11 protein-coding genes are annotated in these 16,539 nt (G+C 62.3%); 5 read left to right on the top strand and 6 right to left on the bottom strand.

Annotated elements, in window-relative coordinates; all coding sequences use genetic code 11:
- Nucleotides 1-85: 85 nt before the first annotated feature.
- The 4 genes from modA to VHD36_05175 all read left to right on the top strand — a co-directional run bounded on the left by modA (nucleotide 86) and on the right by VHD36_05175 (nucleotide 4,946).
- The gene (gene modA, locus VHD36_05190) at nucleotides 86-937 is read left to right on the top strand and encodes a molybdate ABC transporter substrate-binding protein (GenBank protein HVU86691.1); all 852 of its coding nucleotides are present in this window, start codon (nucleotides 86-88) and stop codon (nucleotides 935-937) included.
- Between the two features lie 5 nt (nucleotides 938-942).
- Nucleotides 943-1,605: a molybdate ABC transporter permease subunit gene (gene modB, locus VHD36_05185; protein HVU86690.1), complete on the top strand. Its 663-nt coding sequence runs from the start codon at nucleotides 943-945 to the stop codon at nucleotides 1,603-1,605.
- Nucleotides 1,602-2,690 carry a molybdenum ABC transporter ATP-binding protein gene (modC, locus tag VHD36_05180; protein HVU86689.1) on the top strand — a complete coding sequence of 363 codons (1,089 nt, stop codon included), beginning with the start codon at nucleotides 1,602-1,604 and terminating at the stop codon, nucleotides 2,688-2,690. The genes modB and modC overlap by 4 nt, the downstream gene beginning before the upstream one ends.
- 291 nt (nucleotides 2,691-2,981) lie before the next feature.
- Complete coding sequence (locus tag VHD36_05175) at nucleotides 2,982-4,946, top strand: ATP-binding protein (protein ID HVU86688.1); 1,965 nt, start codon at nucleotides 2,982-2,984, stop codon at nucleotides 4,944-4,946.
- A gap of 24 nt (nucleotides 4,947-4,970) precedes the next feature.
- On the opposite strand, the gene VHD36_05170 is transcribed toward VHD36_05175, so the two are convergent.
- The 4 genes from VHD36_05170 to VHD36_05155 all read right to left on the bottom strand — a co-directional run bounded on the left by VHD36_05170 (nucleotide 4,971) and on the right by VHD36_05155 (nucleotide 9,337).
- A complete protein-coding gene (locus tag VHD36_05170; GenBank protein ID HVU86687.1) occupies nucleotides 4,971-5,270 on the bottom strand; it encodes a hypothetical protein in 300 nt (99 codons plus the stop codon).
- Between the two features lie 189 nt (nucleotides 5,271-5,459).
- Nucleotides 5,460-6,725, bottom strand: coding sequence for a sialidase family protein (locus VHD36_05165; GenBank protein ID HVU86686.1), 1,266 nt, complete (start codon nucleotides 6,723-6,725; stop codon nucleotides 5,460-5,462).
- A gap of 54 nt (nucleotides 6,726-6,779) precedes the next feature.
- On the bottom strand, nucleotides 6,780-8,324 hold the full coding sequence (locus VHD36_05160; protein HVU86685.1) for a YifB family Mg chelatase-like AAA ATPase: 1,545 nt from the start codon (nucleotides 8,322-8,324) through the stop codon (nucleotides 6,780-6,782).
- A gap of 182 nt (nucleotides 8,325-8,506) precedes the next feature.
- A complete protein-coding gene (locus tag VHD36_05155) occupies nucleotides 8,507-9,337 on the bottom strand; it encodes a hypothetical protein (GenBank protein HVU86684.1) in 831 nt (276 codons plus the stop codon).
- A 582-nt stretch (nucleotides 9,338-9,919) separates the two neighbouring features.
- Here VHD36_05155 and VHD36_05150 point away from each other — a divergent pair.
- A complete protein-coding gene (locus tag VHD36_05150) occupies nucleotides 9,920-11,338 on the top strand; it encodes a tetratricopeptide repeat protein (GenBank protein HVU86683.1) in 1,419 nt (472 codons plus the stop codon).
- A gap of 51 nt (nucleotides 11,339-11,389) precedes the next feature.
- Here the strand turns inward: VHD36_05150 and VHD36_05145 are convergent, their stop codons facing one another.
- Complete coding sequence (locus tag VHD36_05145) at nucleotides 11,390-14,410, bottom strand: right-handed parallel beta-helix repeat-containing protein (GenBank protein ID HVU86682.1); 3,021 nt, start codon at nucleotides 14,408-14,410, stop codon at nucleotides 11,390-11,392.
- A 362-nt stretch (nucleotides 14,411-14,772) separates the two neighbouring features.
- Nucleotides 14,773-16,308, bottom strand: coding sequence for a DNA recombination protein RmuC (gene rmuC / locus VHD36_05140; protein ID HVU86681.1), 1,536 nt, complete (start codon nucleotides 16,306-16,308; stop codon nucleotides 14,773-14,775).
- Between the last annotated feature and the right edge of the window lie 231 nt (nucleotides 16,309-16,539).

The raw sequence follows: 16,539 nt of genomic DNA, 5'->3' as shown, positions 1-16,539 counted from the left end.
ATCAAGTGGCTACGTCGCCGCGGTGGCGGTATAACGGAGCCTTCCTTCAGTTCCACACGACTAACCAGGCCCGAGTTCGAAAGAGATGACAAGCGCCTTTGCACCCTCATTCGGGCGGCACGCTCGCGGCGCATATTTGCTCCTTGCCCTGCTCTCGGTCGCCGGCTGCGGTCGTTCGTCTCCCTCTACGGCGCCCCCGGGGGACGAAGCAACCAGTTCCCGTCCCGAACCGGCCGTGCGCGTGGCCGCCGCCAGCGACCTGCAATTCGCCTTGCGCGAGGTCGTCGGAAAATACAACGAGACGCATTCCGACAAGCCCGTCGAGGCAGTGTTCGGCTCGAGCGGTAGTCTTTTTGCGCAGCTCTCGAACAAGGCGCCCTTCGACATGTTCCTCTCGGCCGACATGAGCTACCCGCAAAAGCTCGTCGAAGCAGGGTTGGCCGCCGCCGATTCCGAGTTCTTGTACGCGATCGGGCATTTGGTGGTGTGGGTGCCGAAAGATTCCACGCTCGACTTTGAAAAAGATGGCATCAAGGCACTGACCGATCCATCCGTGAAGGTGATCGCGATGGCCAATCCACAGCACGCCCCGTACGGCCGGGTGGCCGAGGCGGCGCTCAAAAATCTCGGCGTCTATGACGAGGTAAAGGATCGACTTGTGCTGGGCGAGAACATCGCGCAAACGGCGCAGTTCGTTCAATCGGGCGCCGCGCATGCGGGCTTGATCGCCTTGTCCCTCGCCCTCGCGCCGGCCATGCAGGAGCGCGGGCGCTACTGGTCGGTGCCCGCCGATGCCTATCCCCGTCTGGAGCAAGGTGGCGTGATCATGAGCGCCGCGCAGGATTTGGCCGCCGCCCGCGACTTTCGTGCCTACCTCATAAGCGACGAGGGCAAGGCGATCCTGCGTCAATTCGGGTTCGAGCTACCGGAGAAATGACCTGAGTGGACGCCAAGGCCGTCACGTTGACGTTAAAACTCGCCGCCTGCACGACCGCGGTACTGGTCGTGATCGGGCTGCCGCTTGCCTGTTGGCTGGCCACCAGCACGCGGCGCTGGCGCTTTGCCGTCGACGCGGCCGTGGCTTTGCCATTGCTCTTGCCGCCAACTGTCTTGGGATACTATCTGTTGGTGGGCATGGGGCCGCACAGCTTCCTCGGCCGTTGGTACGAGAATCTTGCCGGCCGATCACTGCCGTTTTCCTTCCTGGGCATCCTGATCGGATCAGTGATCTACAACCTGCCCTTCGCCGTGCGTCCGTTCACGGCGGCTTTCGCCTCGGTGGACCGGCGCTTGATCGAGGCATCCTGGTGCCTGGGTGTTTCGCGGGCGGCCACGTTTCGTCGCGTCACGATTCCGCTCTGCTGGCCCGGCATTCTGACAGGCGTGGTGCTGGCGTTTGCCCATACGGTGGGCGAGTTCGGCGTCGTGTTGATGGTTGGAGGAAACCTTCCCGGCGTGACGCGGACAATCTCGGTCGCTATCTACGACGATATGCAGGCCTTGAATTACGAGTCGGCCGCACAAAGCGCCGCGGTGCTGCTGATTTTTGCCTTCGCGACCCTGTGCCTGACCTACGCGCTGTCGCGGCGGACGATGCCGGTATGAATCCGCTGCTAGTGGCCGATTTCGAGAAGCGCTTCGCCGCCGGCCCCGCGATCCACGGGCGACTGCAAATTCCGGCGGCAGGTGCGGGCATTACCGTCCTGTTCGGCCCGTCAGGCTGTGGCAAGACGACCATCTTGCGCGCGCTGGCCGGCCTGGAGCGCCCGGACGCAGGCCGCATCGAGTTCGCTGGCGAACTGTGGTTCGATGCGGCAACCGGCGTCTCGCTATCACCGCAGCGCCGCGGCGTTGGATTTCTTTTTCAACATTACGCACTCTTTCCGCATTTGACCGTGGGCCAAAATGTCGCCTACGGACTCGATCGTCGCACCGACGCCGACACTGAAGCGCACGTGGATGCGATTCTGGCGCGGCTGCAAATCGCTGAACTAGCCGCCCGCTATCCGGCGCAACTGTCCGGCGGCCAGCAGCAGCGCGTGGCGTTGGCGCGCGCGCTCGCCTGTCGGCCCAGGCTCTTGCTTTTGGACGAACCGCTTTCGGCGCTCGATGCCCCCGTGCGCGAGCAACTGCGGGGCGAGTTGCGGCGTCTGCTCTTGGAGCTTGCCCGGCCCACGATCATGGTCACGCACGATCGGGTCGAAGCTTTGGCGCTCGCCGACACGGTCGTGGTGATTACCGAAGGGCAAGTGCGCCAAACGGGCCCCGTGCACGAAGTATTCAGTCGCCCGGCCGATCGTGCGATCGCCCGGGTCGTGGGTATCGAGACCGTGGTGCCGGGCACGATCGAGAGCGAAGACGCCGGCCTCGTCACAGTCAAAGTTGCCGACGTGACATTGACGGCATTGGCAACTGCAGGCATGGGGCGCAACGTCTTCGTCTGCCTGCGCGGCGAGGACGTGCTCGTGCAGAAGGAGGCGGCCGCCGGCACTAGCGCCCGCAATCGATTGCCGGCGCGCGTCACTAGCCGGATCGCCGAGGGGCCGATGGTGCGCGTGGGATTGGATTGCGGTTTCTCGTTGACCGCGCTCATCACCCGGCCGGCCTGCGACGAACTGAATCTGCAAGTCGGCGATCGCGTCGTCGCGCTGATCAAAGCGCCGGCGATCCACCTGGTGGGGCACGCGTGACGGCGGGCCTTCGCCTCTCGCTGCCAGACCACCATTCCGAGGGACGTTTGGCACGGCGACGCCGCCGCAGGTCCGTTACGACCTGATTAATCGCTTCGATGTCTAAGGCGGCGTCATACCTGTGGCATGTCGCACTCCGCCGGTGACGTATATCTCCAAGGCCGCAGAAAGTGCCGCCGGCGCCACACTTTTGGCGTCGCATCGCTTGCTCGCCAATTTGTCCATGGGCGATCTCGGGCAACGCGCCAGGTGCGACCCTCCAATTGTCAGCCGCACGGGGAGTGATCGGTAATGCTTCAGGAATCCGTATGCTTGGAAGATCGGGCGCTCATCACGGAGCGCGCGAAGAGAATCCTTGCCGATGAGCTGTTTTCGATCCGGAAGCGCACCGACCGCGTGTTTGCTGTCCTGCTCACCTTGCAATGGATCGCGGCCGTGGCCACGGCAGTATGGATCTCGCCGTACACCTGGGCCGGCGTCGACAGCCGAATTCACCCACACGTGTGGGCGGCATCGCTGCTTGGATTACTGTTCACGTTTTTTCCTCTTGGCCTGATGTGGAAACAGCCCGGCAGCGAGTTAACCCGGCAAGTCGTGGCCGTGTCGCAGATTTCCTGGTCGGCGCTGTTGATCCACCTGACGACCGGACGTATCGAGACGCATTTTCATATCTTCGGGTCATTGGCTTTCCTGACCTGGTACTTGGACCTGCGCGTGCTGGCGACGGCGACGGCGCTGGCGATCGCCGATCACCTGGCGCGCGGCTATTACTGGCCCCAGTCGGTCTTCGGCAGCACATCGGCCAGCAACTGGCGCGCGATCGAGCATGGCGGCTGGATCCTGTTCGAAGACATCTTCCTCGTGATCTGGATCCATTTCGGTTTGCGCACGCTTTGGGGTAGTGCGCTACAACAAGCGCGGTTGCGGCACACGAACCACCTGATCGAAACCAAGGTTCGCGATCGCACCGGCGAGTTGCAGGCCTATGCCAACGAAATGGAAGCTGCGCAACGGACGCTGCAGGAGCAGGCGCGGGTGCTATCTTCCCAGGCCGACGATCTGAAGCGCGCCAATCAAGCGGCCGAGCAAGCAAACCGCGCGAAGAGCGAATTTCTGGCCAACATGAGCCACGAGATTCGCACGCCCATGACCGCCATCCTTGGGTTCGCGGACGTGCTGGGCGAAAGCTTGCGCGAGCCCGAGCAGTTGGACGCCATCACGACCATCAAGCGCAACGGCGCTTATCTGCTGGAATTGGTCAACGACATTCTCGATCTCTCGAAGATCGAGGCCGGCAAGCTGCAATTGGAGCGCATTCGCTGCCAGACGCTATCCGTAATCGCAGACGTAGCCAGCTTGATGCGCGTGCGGGCCGCCTCGAAGGGATTGCCGCTGGACGTCGAGTACGTGGGGCCGATCCCGGAAATGATCGAAACCGATCCGACCCGCTTGCGCCAGATCCTCATCAACCTGATCGGCAACGCGATCAAGTTCACTGAGATCGGCCGCGTACGTTTGATCGTCAAGCTGCGCCGCGCGCCCCAACCGCGGCTGTGCATCGACGTCGTCGATACCGGTTTGGGTATGACCGACGCGCAAGTGGCCCGTCTGTTCAAGCCGTTCACGCAGGCCGATGCCAGCACGACACGCCGCTTTGGCGGCACAGGCTTGGGCCTTTCGATCAGCAAGCGATTTGCCGAGATGCTCGACGGCGATCTGTCGGTCACAAGCAAGCTGGGCTCGGGCAGCACGTTTCGGTTGGAAGTCTCCGCCGGCAATCTCGAGGGAGTACCGATGCTAAGCGGACCCTTCGAAGCCTCCTCTACGCGCGCACGGCCTACGGCCGACCGCGAGGTGCAGCTCGCCGGACACGTTTTGCTGGCCGAAGACGGCCCCGACAACCAGCGGCTGATTTCCTTCGTGCTGAAGCACGCCGGGGCACAGGTCACGGTCGCCGATAATGGTCAAACGGCCGTCGATCTGGCGCTAGCGGCGCTCCGTGAGGGAAAGCCCTTCGATTGCGTGCTGATGGATATGCAGATGCCGATCCTCGACGGTTACGAGGCCACGCGACGACTGAGGGCCGCCGGCTACAAGGCGCCCATCGTGGCCCTCACCGCGCATGCCATGGCGGGCGATGATACCAAATGCCTGGCCGCGGGCTGCAACGACTACACGACCAAGCCCATCCAACGGCAACGGCTGATCAGCCTGATCGCCGAGTACTGCGCGGCTCAGGCCGCTTCTTCGACCTGAAGACTCAAATCTGCCGGACAGCGATCAGCCGCCAGCCGTTTGAAAAAACTCCAAGCCAACGTAGCGGCAGGCCAGCACCGACCCGCTGGCCAGGTGCTTGTACTCCTGCTTCCACCAGTGGGGATCATTGACGTCCACCAGCCGCACGCCCGGAGGGAGTTGTTCGGGCGTGTTGTGAAACGGCGCGACCAGCAACACCCAGATCGAGTCGGGCAGTGGCCACCCCCGGCTCGTCTCGGCCACGCGGTTGCCAGCGGCAAGTTCCGCTTCCAGCAGCACGCGCAATTCGCAGCACAGGTCGTGCAAGTGCGTTGGATCGATCATCCTCAATTCTCGTTCCCGTCCCGCAAAGCGCATCGAAGGCCGCAGTATCCGGGGCGTATCAACCGCACGCACTACGGCTGATCGCACGCGCGACCTCGATCCACCCGCCGCCACCGTTCTTGTTCCGAATCTCCACCTAGCATCTAATAATTCGAGGATGCGCTCAAGGGCCGACCCTTCGCCGGCTAATCATTGCGAACTCTTAACAGAAAGCCGATCGCGACCATCGCTCAGCCACTCGAGATCGAACCGCGCGAGGCACAGATGACTGCCCGCGAAGTCGCTTTTGTCACTGCGACCATAGAAGCAGAGGATCGTGCCGTCAGCCGCTAGCGCAAGATCGCTGTACGCGCTCCAGGAAGGTTCGACCGATCTCGCGACCGGCCATGTCTCGCCTTCGTCGTAGCTCAGGCGCACCGTAAGGTTGCGGCGATCGCGGCTCTTGCCCTCGGCTTCCTTACCGTCGGCCCGCGAAAGATTGTCGGGATTCACGAACAGCAGCCGGTTGCGGCCGCCAGTTTTCTCCGTCGACAGTCGCAGCAGGCTTCCCATGCAGATCGGTTCGACGAGCGCCGCGTCAAAGCGCGGCGTCGACCAGCCGGTCGCGCCGTCGGGCCCAATCGTCACTAAGCGTCGATGCCGCGGCGATTCGTTGCGCGTGTTGAGCATCACCCGTCCGTCGGCAAGCTCGACGGCGGTCGTTTCGTTCGGATTGATCCATTCGTCCGTGTTTGGAACGGCAATCTCGCCCGCTTGCCACGTGCGGCCCAAATCGTCGCTGTAGATCGTAGCGACGACCGAGGGTCGATGGGCATTGCCGCCCGTGGCCGTCGACAGCCAAACAGGCACGAGCAGTCGACCGCTACTCAACTGAATGCCATGATCCGGGCCGGTCGCCAGAACTTTCCACGGATACTTCGGCCGGAATGATTCGAAGAGGTCCGTAATTTCGCGCGGTTCGCTCCAAGTAACGCCTTCGTCATTGCTGCGTGCGACGAAGCAGCGGCAATACTCGAGGCAGAACAAGAGCGTCACGCCGCCGTCGCGGTCGGCGATGAACACGGGATTGTTGTACGTTACGTCGGAGGCCTTGACGCCTTTCAGGGCCAGTGCGACAGGATTCTTCGCCTTCGTGCCCGGCACGTCGGCAACCTTGCGCGGCTCGGACCATGTTTTGCCGTGGTCGGTTGAGCGGCGCAAGAGAATATCGATGTCCCCCCAGTCGCTACGCCCGCGCCGCGCTTCGCACCAGGCGAGCACGGTCCCCTTGGCCGTCACGGCCAGACCAGGGATGTGATAAAGCTGATAGCCGCCTTCGCCGGCGCGAAACAAGTCTTGTTTTTCGATCCATCCGTCGTCGGCCCTGGCCGCCGCAACCCCGCAGCACAGCAGTAGCGTCGGCAATAGCCGGTGCATCAACGCGAAGGCACACGGCCCGGAACAAGGACCTCGCATGAAAACTCTCGTCATGTCACTTCCCACAGAAGCACCCGGCCGTAACGCGCCCCTTCACGTCCACAGATTGCGATCGAGCATCCGATAGTTGATCGCCTCGCTGAGATGCACGGCGCTAATCGCATCGGCGTCGTCGAGGTCGGCGATCGTGCGGGCCACGCGCAGGATCTTGTCGTGGGCACGCGCTGACAGGCCCAATTCGCTCATCGAGGCCTTGAGTAGATTCATGCCCGCCGCGTCGAGCACGCAGTGCGTGCGAATCTGCCGGTGCGACATATGGGCATTGGCGCGCGTCTTGCTGCCCGCGAAGCGCTGCTGCTGCCGCGCGCGGGCGGCAACCACCTGCGAGCGCATGGCCTCGCTCGTCGTCCCTGGAGCGGCCGCGGACAATTCACGAAACGGCACGGCAGGCACCTCCAGGTGAAGATCGATGCGATCTAACAGTGGCCCGCTGATCTTCGCCATGTAGCGCTCGACTTGCGGCACCGTGCAGTGGCACTCGCGGCGAGGATCATTCCGAAATCCGCACGGACAGGGATTCAACGCCGCAATGAGAATGAAGTTCGCCGGAAAACGCGAGCTGTTCAGCGCGCGGCTGATCGTGATCGAGCCGTCTTCCAGTGGTTGACGCAGCACCTCCAAGGTGCGCCGATTGAACTCGGGCAATTCATCGAGAAACAGGACGCCATTGTGCGCCAAGCTGATCTCGCCCGGCGTCGGTGTCGAACCACCGCCAACGAGGCCTGCATCACTCACCGTATGGTGCGGGCTGCGAAAGGGGCGCACCGCCAAGAGCGGTTGCCCGGCCGGCAATAGGCCCATCGCACTGTAAATCCGGCTGGTTTCGATCGATTCGCCGGCCGACAAGTCGGGCAGGATCGTGGGCAGGCGCTTGGCAAGCATTGTCTTACCCGAACCTGGTGGGCCAAGCATCAGCAGATTATGAGCGCCTCCGGCCGCGATCGTTATCGCGCGTTTCGCCATCTCCTGGCCGCGAACGTCGGCAAAATCGACCTCGTAATGGGCAAGCGCACTGAACCATTCGTCGACCCTAGGCGGTGTCGGTTCGATATCGATTTGCCCCGTGAGAAATGCCACGGCCTGGGCCAGGCTGGAAATGGCAATCACCTCCAAATCTTCGACGACCGCGGCTTCAGCGGCGCTGGCACTGGGCACGAGCAAGCCCTGAAGGCCCGATTCGCGGGCGGCGGCCATGGCAATCGACAGCGCGCCGCGCGTGGGACGCGTCGTGCCATCGAGCGCCAACTCGCCCACCACCGCATAGCGGGCGAAGCGCTCATTCGCACCATCCAGTTGCCCGCTACCGGCCAGAATGCCGAGCGTGATCGGCAAATCGAACGACGCGGCCTGCTTGGGCAACTCGGCCGGGGCCAGATTAATGACAATGCGATTCTGCGGCCGCAGATAGCCCGAGTTCACCAGGGCCCGTTCGACGCGATGCGTACTTTCCTTAACGGCCGCCTCGGGCAGCCCGACGAGGACCGTTTTCGGGAGTGCGCCATCCGAGACATCGACCTCGACTTCGACCGGAACCGCTTCGATTCCGACCAACGAAAAGGTTCGCAGTTTTGCGAGCATCCGCCGCGCCGCCCCGACTCGGATTAAAGGGAAAGAATCGCCGGCCCCTCACAAGGCGCCCCTGCCGAGGGAATTCGTATTGTGAGTCGACCGGCGCGGCGTCGCAAGTAGTGAAAAAACAGGAGCGGTCGAAACTTCCGGGACGCCGACCAAAGTTTCACTTCGGCCGGAGTGCTTGCGGATCAGTGGGCATTCGTGTGAGCACGTTGCATTCCACCGGTCTCGACGCGGTCGGTGTTCTGCGAATGCACCTTCACGAGGTCCGTGGGCGTGTTGCGGTTCTTGTAATTGGCGTGCAGGGCGGCGTAATTCTGCCGGCGAAGATCACGCGCGGTAAGAACGTTCGCGCCAGATGCGCCGCTCGTTTGAACGAAAGGCAGCCGGTTCTGATTGAACCCGCCGATGGCCGAGCTTCGAACGCCGGCCCCCGTATTCCATGCGCCGGCGCCTTGGCCCTCGAGTTGCCGTTCCAAGCGTCGGTCGGCTTGCAAGCGGGCCTCGTCCTGGGCCAAACGCCCGTTGTTGCCCGTGGCCATATCGTTGCGAACCGCCATCTTGTCAGTGCGAACTTCCTGCCGCACCGTCGCCAGCGCCGAGGCATTCGATCCGACGACAGGCGTGCTTGGTATGAGCGCACCGGAGTTAACCAGGCCGTGTCCTGTGCCCTGCGTGAAGTTGTGGTGCGGGGTGACAGGCAAGAACTGCGCATTGTTGTTCGGAGCCACCGCCTGCCCACCTGCGGCTCCGCTAAATGGCGGACTACCGTAACGATAGGCATGTTGGAATCCGTTGCCCCCCGTCATGTGTGCGTAGTTCATGGGAACACCGTTCATGCCCTGCGGCATGCCACCGGCGAACGCCTGATTGGCGGTGTGCATGTTGTGATGCACTTGCGCGTGGGACGCACTGGCACCTACCGAAGTCGCTGCTACCAAAGTCACTGCCGCGATCAATGCGGACACATTGTTCATTTTCATCTTCGTGCTCCCCTTCAACTGTGTGACCTCTGGCATCGGGCAGGCTCGCGCGAGCCCCTTGATGTAATTAACCCCACGCGTCGGCAAAAGTCATGGGTTTCATGACGCGCATCGCGGTTACTTCTTCGACAGCATTACAGCGTCGCAAGCCGTCGCGAGCATGAAGCGACGAAATCGGTCGCAATCCTTACAAGCACTTAATCGCCGTCCGGCAAACGACTCGCCGGCTCACCACGCGTGCGCTCTACGCCACCTGGCCATCCGGCGCGTCGTGATGGGGTCGCGGGCCAGTTCTGTTCGCATGGAGTGAAAACCCCGGATCCTCGCGCGATCAGGAGTTGGAAGATCTCGTGCAGGCGCCGGGCGCGTGACGGTCGGACGCCAAGGAAAACTCTCGGCCTGGATAGCAGCAACCGGCCGCCTGTCCGAAACCGCGTCGACATCGCCCATTGACAAACCCTTTGCTGATCGCAGGGGTCGCGGCTCGCTCAGGCTCCGACGTACCCACAGAAATCGACGAGCGGTAGCGTCAAACAGGGCGGAAATGACATTCTCGCCAGGCCCCGCATTTGCTCTAATCCTCAGCCTCATCCCACGCCCTTTCCGGGGTCCCGATCGATGGCTCGTTATCTATCGCACTGCATCGTCGCGTGCATGGTTTTGGTATTTGGCGGTTGCTCGCGCACGTCGCCGCAAACGACCGCCGATGCCGCCGCGCAATCCGCGGAGATCGGAAGTGATCGTCTCGGCCAAGCTGGTGAACAACAGCCGGCCGAGCGCTCTGATCGTGTTAACGAAGCCGACCGGCGTGCCGCCCAGCTGGCGCGCGAAATCGAGGGGCACCGCCGCCGCGGCTACGACGCGCAGGCCGTCGCAGCGCGGCGCGAAATGCTCCAGTTGTTTACCGAGACCTACGGCCAGGAATCGTGGCAGGTGCGCAGCGCGCAACTGGCATTGGGGCGCGAGGAAAGCCTGGCCCGATTCTCGCCTGCGCAGCGCGCGGCCAACGAAGCTGCGGAAAACCGAACGCGCGCCGCCAACGATCTGTGGGCCGAAGGGAAGCGCGACGAGGCCCTAACGGCAATCGTTCAAGCGCGCACTATGGCGACAAAGATCTGGGGCGCTGACACCTATGGCGTTGCCAATCTTTTGGATCAGGAAGCACGCTGGCGGCAGGCCGTAGGAGATGTGGTAGAAGCCGAGAAATTGTTCCGCCAGGCGCTCGCAATCCGCGAACGGGCGTTCACACCCGAGCATCCCGAGACGATCGCGACCGCCAGTGCCCTGGGGCGCGTATTACTGGCCGCGGGTCGCCCGCAGGAAGCGGCGCCGCTTTTGCGTCAGTCCGTTGCCGCTGCCGAGAAGGTGTGGGGCGAGTCGCACGCGGAATACGCCGGTCAACTCAACAATCTGGCCCTGTTCTATCTGGAGACCGGCGATTATCAGCAGGCCGCCGAACACTTCTCGCGTGCCGCCGATGTATGGCGCCAGGCTTTGGGAGATGACCATCCGCTGGTTGGCGAAGCATGCTTGAATCTCGGTCGCGCGTGGTACGCGGCTGGCGATTACGCGCAAGCCGAGGCCCCCCTGCGCGAGGCCCTCGCCAGTTTGGAAAAGAACGCGGGCCCGGCGCATGCGGCGACGAGGCGGGCACGCGTGGCGTTAGGCCTCGCGCGCATGGCCCAGCGCGACTACCAAGAAGCCGAAACGATTCTCCGCGCCGATCTGGCCATCGTTACCGGCCAGTTCGGCGACAAGCATCCGGAAACGGCCGAATCCCTGGTCCGCCTGGCCATCCTGTACGGCAATCAGGGGCGCTATGCGGAGGCTCTGCCGCTGGCCGAGCGAGGCGCCGCGCAGCATCGCGCGGCGGCAGGCGAAAAAAGCGATCTGACGCGAAACGCCGATTCGATCGTGGCGCTGGTTCGCGGCAAGCTGTCGCCATCCGGAGGCAATCGGCCCGGCGGTTCCACCGGTCCGAGGCCGTCTGTCCCCGAGGCCGTGCGGACAAATTTCGAGCAGCCTGCACGACGCTGAATAAGTCGCTCGCTTATCACGGTCGCCGATCAAACGCCGCCGTCCTGCCACTTACGGGAACAGTAATAGCGGAGCGATCAGGAGATCGGCGGCCGGAACCGTAACGGCCGTTACGGTACCGACGCTTCCCGTCGTGCGAATGGTTCCGGTGTTCAAGCCACCATCGGCATAGTTGATTTTGGCCGTATTGGGCGTGACCCCTTGCTGATTCACGAACAGGTACTGCTGCGACGATTCGTTGTGCGTAAGTTCGATGGCGAGCAGCGAAACGTTCGGCCCCGGCGGGACGCCGATGTTCGGCGTCAGCGCCTGAACGCCCGCGTTGCCGCCATTTTCCATGAGCATGTTGTCGCGAATGATCACGCCCATCGTTGCCGATCCGGTCGGGCCCGGGTTCGATATGTTGTTGTCCGTCAGGCTGATGCCGAACTGTTGGTTGCCATCGATCTCGTTGCCCGTGATTTGCAAACCCATCCGGGCGTCGTTGTTTACGGTGGCGGCAATGCCGCTGATATTGGTCGCGCGTGGCGTTCCGCCCAAGGAATTCGGCGTCAAGCCGTTGGCATCGATGACATTGTTCGAGATAAAGCCGGAGAGACTGCCGTGTTCGAGATCGATCGACAAGCCTGCGTCGTTGCCGAAGATCGGTGATCCTTGATTGGGGCTGTTCGGGCTGACGTTGTTCGTGATGTGGTTGTTGGTAAACGTCACGCGCATCGAACCGATACCGAATTCCTTGATGCGCACGCCGGAGAAGAAGTTGTTTGCGAAGATGTTGTTGTCAAATGTCGCATCGACGACGGCCGTGACCGGACCGGGGCTGGTATTGAAGAAGCCCGTGGTCAAACAGAATCCTTCTGCCCTGCTGTTGATAATCTGGTTGTTCGTAACGAGGACGTTCTGCACGATGGAATTCGTGACCTCGTAATCCAACCAAACACCTTCGCCGGCGGGCGAGTTGTTGGCAGGGTAAGTCCCCTGGCCATCGACGATGTTATTGGTAATGATGAACGACGTAACGCTATCTCCCGAGAACAGACCGTGAATACCGGAAGCCTCAGAGATAGGTATCTCGCCGGTGCCGGCGTTGCCGACGATACTATTGTTGGCAATGATGCCACCCATGACAGCGTCAGACGTGTATAGGCGGATGCCTGCGCCGCCGGCCGTGGTGCGTCCCACGCCGATTCCCTCCGGGAAACCGTTGAAGCTTATGTTCGGGTTATTGTGGATGTTGAAGTCGGCCGTAGCTCCGGTGATCGACGAAATCTGGATGCCGTCGCCCTGCTGATGCGAGATCTGCGGATTGTCGTGGATATTCGCGTTAACCACGGTACCGGTGCCGGCGGCGTTGATATAGATGCCTTCGGTGTTGTACTGAATCGTGTTGTTCTTGATCTCGGCGTCCATCTCGCCTGACGTCTGGGCAATTTGCACGCCGCCCCAGTTGCCGCGGCCGTTTGAGCCCAGCGTGTTGTCGTCGACCGTCGCCGTGCCGTGGGCGTTATCGAAGAAGATGCCATTGCGGACGTTGCTGTCGACGGTATTTCCGGCGACGTCAAAGGTCGCTGTTCCGCCGACTAAGTGGATACCGTCCTGAGCGTTTTGCTGGATCGAGTTGTTGAAGATGTCGATCGTGCCGGCGGCGTTATTGAGCTGAATCCCATCGATCAAACCGCCGAAGACGGTGTTCTGCTCGAGAATCGTATTCGTGAAATTATTGCCGAGGATGCCGACGTCGGCCGTGCTGATCGTGATGCCGCCCACGCGGTCGTTGTTGGCCAGCGTGATGCCGGCGCCATTCGGATTCGAGATATCCGGTCCGGACTGACTAATCGCTTTGAGCAGGAACGGCCCGACCTCGGTCGTCTGGATGACGTAGCTGTTCCCGCTGCCGAGCAACATCTGGTTGTTCTTCAGCACGATGCCCGTGTCGTAACCGGCCGTCGTGCCGTTGCCGCGGTGCACGTAGATAATGTCGTTGACGGCCGAGGCGGCTTGCGCCGCGGATAGCGTATTAAACGGATGCTCAGCGGTGCCGTTACCCCCTGCCGCGGCCGCATTGTCGACGTGGATCACGTTGTAAGCCGTGCCGGTATTGGGATTCGTAGCGATCTCGGGCTGCTGATTAAAGCGCACGATGTGATCGTTACGGCGGGTCGGCTCCAACAGGCGTGTGCCGAGCCGGGTGTTGCCCGGCGAGCCACGCAAGCCGAAGGCCACGCGGACGAATCCGGTGGTGCCGAACACTTCGTCATGGTTGACTTCCATGTTGACGGCCAAACCCGGCAGCGGCTGAACGCCGAAGCCGGTCGAGAAACCACCGAAGCCTTGAACGGCCGGTGAGTGGAACCAATAGCCGCCCAGATCGATATAGCCATTCAGCGGGCCGAGAATCGCCGGCCGCACGCTGAACTTGGTGTCGGCCCCTTGCAAGGCGGTGTCGATGCCGTTCACGTACAGCAGGTAATTCTGCTGGAACTGATTGAGCACGTGGGCGGTGTTGCCGATCGGGAAGTAGCCGTTGAAGCGGAAATCGCAAACTGGATTGAACAATTCCGCACTGACGCCCAACTGGTTGTAGCGGAAGCCGTAATTCTGATAAGCGTCGCCGTCGTAATCGTACCAGCCGCTGATGCCGGCGATTGAATTCAAGAAATCGACGTATTGCCGCCGGCCGATGCCTATGTTGCTGAAGAAGTTTCCGTAGTTGGTGCTGACGTGCGCTCGGCCGTCGACGAACCACGTTCCGTCCATCATGTCGGTCGTGATCGGAAATAATCCGCCGGCCGAGAAGTACTGCCCCTGGAAACCGAGGCCGCGGTCGGCGCCGACGTAGCCGAGCCAGAACGGTTGCAGCCCCGGCATGCTCAAAGGCGCCATGAAACTCGACGTGGGAGCGCCCGTATCGGTGACGATTGTTTGCCCGCGCGCCGCAGTCGTGAAAACCGAGCACAGCGCCATGGCCAGTGAAAACACGACCAGGCGTAGCAATGCCGGGCGCGCATCGTGGCCGCGATGTTCTTCGGCGGTTTGCGGCCCGGCCGTGGCAGGCCGGGGGCGCAGCAACATGGTGACAAGCTGGATTGCCTTCACACTCGGACCCCCCCTCGAACCAATGGACGGTCCACTGACCGTCACAATCGTCAGATGCGGTATGGTCCATCGTCATGGCATAAGTTGCCGGTTGAGACTTTCCGTTATAATCCGCAAACTCAGCGCGAAACTGGCCGGGGAATCAGCGATCGAAGAAACTGCACAAACTTTGCGGGCGCCTTTCGCCCGCCGCCAGCGCCCCCGAGATTACCGCGGCGCATGAAAACGCCGGGGGTTGGATGAATGCCCGCAGTGCTAGCTGCGCAGGGGTACCATGCTTTTTAGCGAAGCGCATAAGCATGCCCCGGCCATCCCTCGCCGCAATTGAGTTACCGCGGCTAGCGGCGCTCTTCGGCAGCCGGCAGCGGTCTTTTGCCACTGCTGCTGGCGACATCAGAAGTGGCGTGTGCCGCATCGACCCTGTCGGCCCGGGGCAGGGAGAGAATGACCGAATCGTCATCGCCGCACAGCTCGGGGGCCTGCGGCGATCGGGTGGCGACTTCGATGGGAGCCAGCACGTCCAAATCGTCGGCGCCCGCGGCTGCTTGCAGGTCGCGAAACTTGCGCGTCGTCACCAGCACGCGCGTTTCCAAGGAGCCGATCGCTTCATTATAGGACTTGGCCGCGGCGCCAAGATTCTTGCCCAGCTTCGTCAGATGCCCCGCCATATCCGACACGCGCTTGTAAAGCTCGGCGCCCAGTTGGCTGATCTGCCGCGCATTGTCGGCCAGCCGCTCCTGCCGCCAACCGTAGAACACGGCGCGCAGCAGTGATATCAAGGTCGTGGGCGTAGCAATGATCACACGCTGCTCGACGCCCACCTCGATCAGGGCCGGATCGTGCTCGAGCGCAGCACTAAAGAACGCCTCGCCCGGCAGGAACAGCACGACAAACTCGGGGGCATGGTCAAATTGCTCGAAGTACGACTTCTTGCCCAGATCGTTCAGATGCTGACGCACCTGTCGTGCGTGATCCTGCAAGCGTGTCTTGCGCAAGTCGTCGTCCGCGGCGTCGACAGCTTCCAAATAGGCCGCTAGCGGCGTCTTCGAATCGACGACAATCGACTTTCCGCCCGGCAGGCGCACGACAAGGTCGGGACGCAAGCGTCCTGTTTCTCCCTCGGTCGACTGCTGCTCGTAAAAATCGCAATGGTCGAGCATGCCGGCGATTTCCACCACGCGGCGCAGTTGAATCTCACCCCAGCGGCCACGCACGACCGGCGCCCGCAGTGCTTTGACCAGGTTCGCCGTCTCGCTGCGCAGGTCCTTTTGCGAGTCGAAGAGCGATTTCACCTGCTCGGTCAGCCCCTGATACGCCCCCTCGCGTGCCTTTTCCAACTCCTGGATTTTGCCGTCGACTTTATCGAGCGATTCGCGGACCGGTTTCACCAGCTCGACGATTGCTTGCTGGCGCTTCTCGAGGTCTCCCTTCGCCGACTCCTGAAATTTTTCCAGGCTGGTGCGCGCGAGGTCGAGAAACGACTGGTTGTTGCTCCGCAGTGCCTCGGCCGATAGCGCCTTGAACGATTCGGTCAGCTTGCGCTGGGCATCGTCCACCAGCGCCAACTTCTCACGCGTCTGACGGCGTTCTTCCTCAAGCAGTGTCGTGAGCTGCGTACACTTGTTTTGCCATTGACCGACCAGCCCGCGCGTTGCGTTCAATTCTTGTTCGCGCTCGGCGGCCGTCCGGCGCAGCTCGTCGATCGACTGTTCGCGCTGTCGCGCTCGTTCAGTAAGCGAGGCGATTTCGGCATCGGCCGCGCCGCGCGCCAGTAGCTGCGCATGGCTCGTGCGCAAGCGGGCGACAAACCAGGCGACTGCCGCCCCCAAGATCAGGCCGACGAACAAGAGCGCCAGCGAAAGAATGCTCTCCATAACCATCCGTGCCGAGAGGAATGCTCCGTCAAACGCCGCGGACGACTCCGCGGCACCGTACCGATCGCGACTCCCGTCGCGGTCACCCCGAGCGCTACGGACCTTACAAGCCGCAAATCTTGCCGGCCAGTCGCCCGCGCCTCGTGCGGTTCAAGCTAAGGGATTCGGCGAGAAAATGCCAGCGCCCTGCTGCGCAGTGGTTTCGACGTGCTGAAAAACCCGCGAACGTGC

Source organism: Pirellulales bacterium (genome assembly GCA_035546535.1).
Taxonomy (GTDB): Bacteria; Planctomycetota; Planctomycetia; order Pirellulales; family JACPPG01; genus JACPPG01.
Note: the sequence above shows the minus strand (reverse complement) of the source record. Positions and strands in the feature narration are given on the sequence as shown.

Coding starts and splice junctions, on each gene's coding strand:
- VHD36_05155 (HVU86684.1), bottom strand. CDS start 9,337: ATGCCAGAGGTCACACAGTTGAAGGGGAGCACGAAGATGAAAATGAAC.
- VHD36_05160 (HVU86685.1), bottom strand. CDS start 8,324: ATGCTCGCAAAACTGCGAACCTTTTCGTTGGTCGGAATCGAAGCGGTT.
- rmuC (HVU86681.1), bottom strand. CDS start 16,308: ATGGAGAGCATTCTTTCGCTGGCGCTCTTGTTCGTCGGCCTGATCTTG.
- VHD36_05165 (HVU86686.1), bottom strand. CDS start 6,725: ATGCGAGGTCCTTGTTCCGGGCCGTGTGCCTTCGCGTTGATGCACCGG.
- modA (HVU86691.1), top strand. CDS start 86: ATGACAAGCGCCTTTGCACCCTCATTCGGGCGGCACGCTCGCGGCGCA.
- modC (HVU86689.1), top strand. CDS start 1,602: ATGAATCCGCTGCTAGTGGCCGATTTCGAGAAGCGCTTCGCCGCCGGC.
- VHD36_05145 (HVU86682.1), bottom strand. CDS start 14,410: ATGTTGCTGCGCCCCCGGCCTGCCACGGCCGGGCCGCAAACCGCCGAA.
- VHD36_05150 (HVU86683.1), top strand. CDS start 9,920: ATGGCTCGTTATCTATCGCACTGCATCGTCGCGTGCATGGTTTTGGTA.
- VHD36_05175 (HVU86688.1), top strand. CDS start 2,982: ATGCTTCAGGAATCCGTATGCTTGGAAGATCGGGCGCTCATCACGGAG.
- VHD36_05170 (HVU86687.1), bottom strand. CDS start 5,270: ATGATCGATCCAACGCACTTGCACGACCTGTGCTGCGAATTGCGCGTG.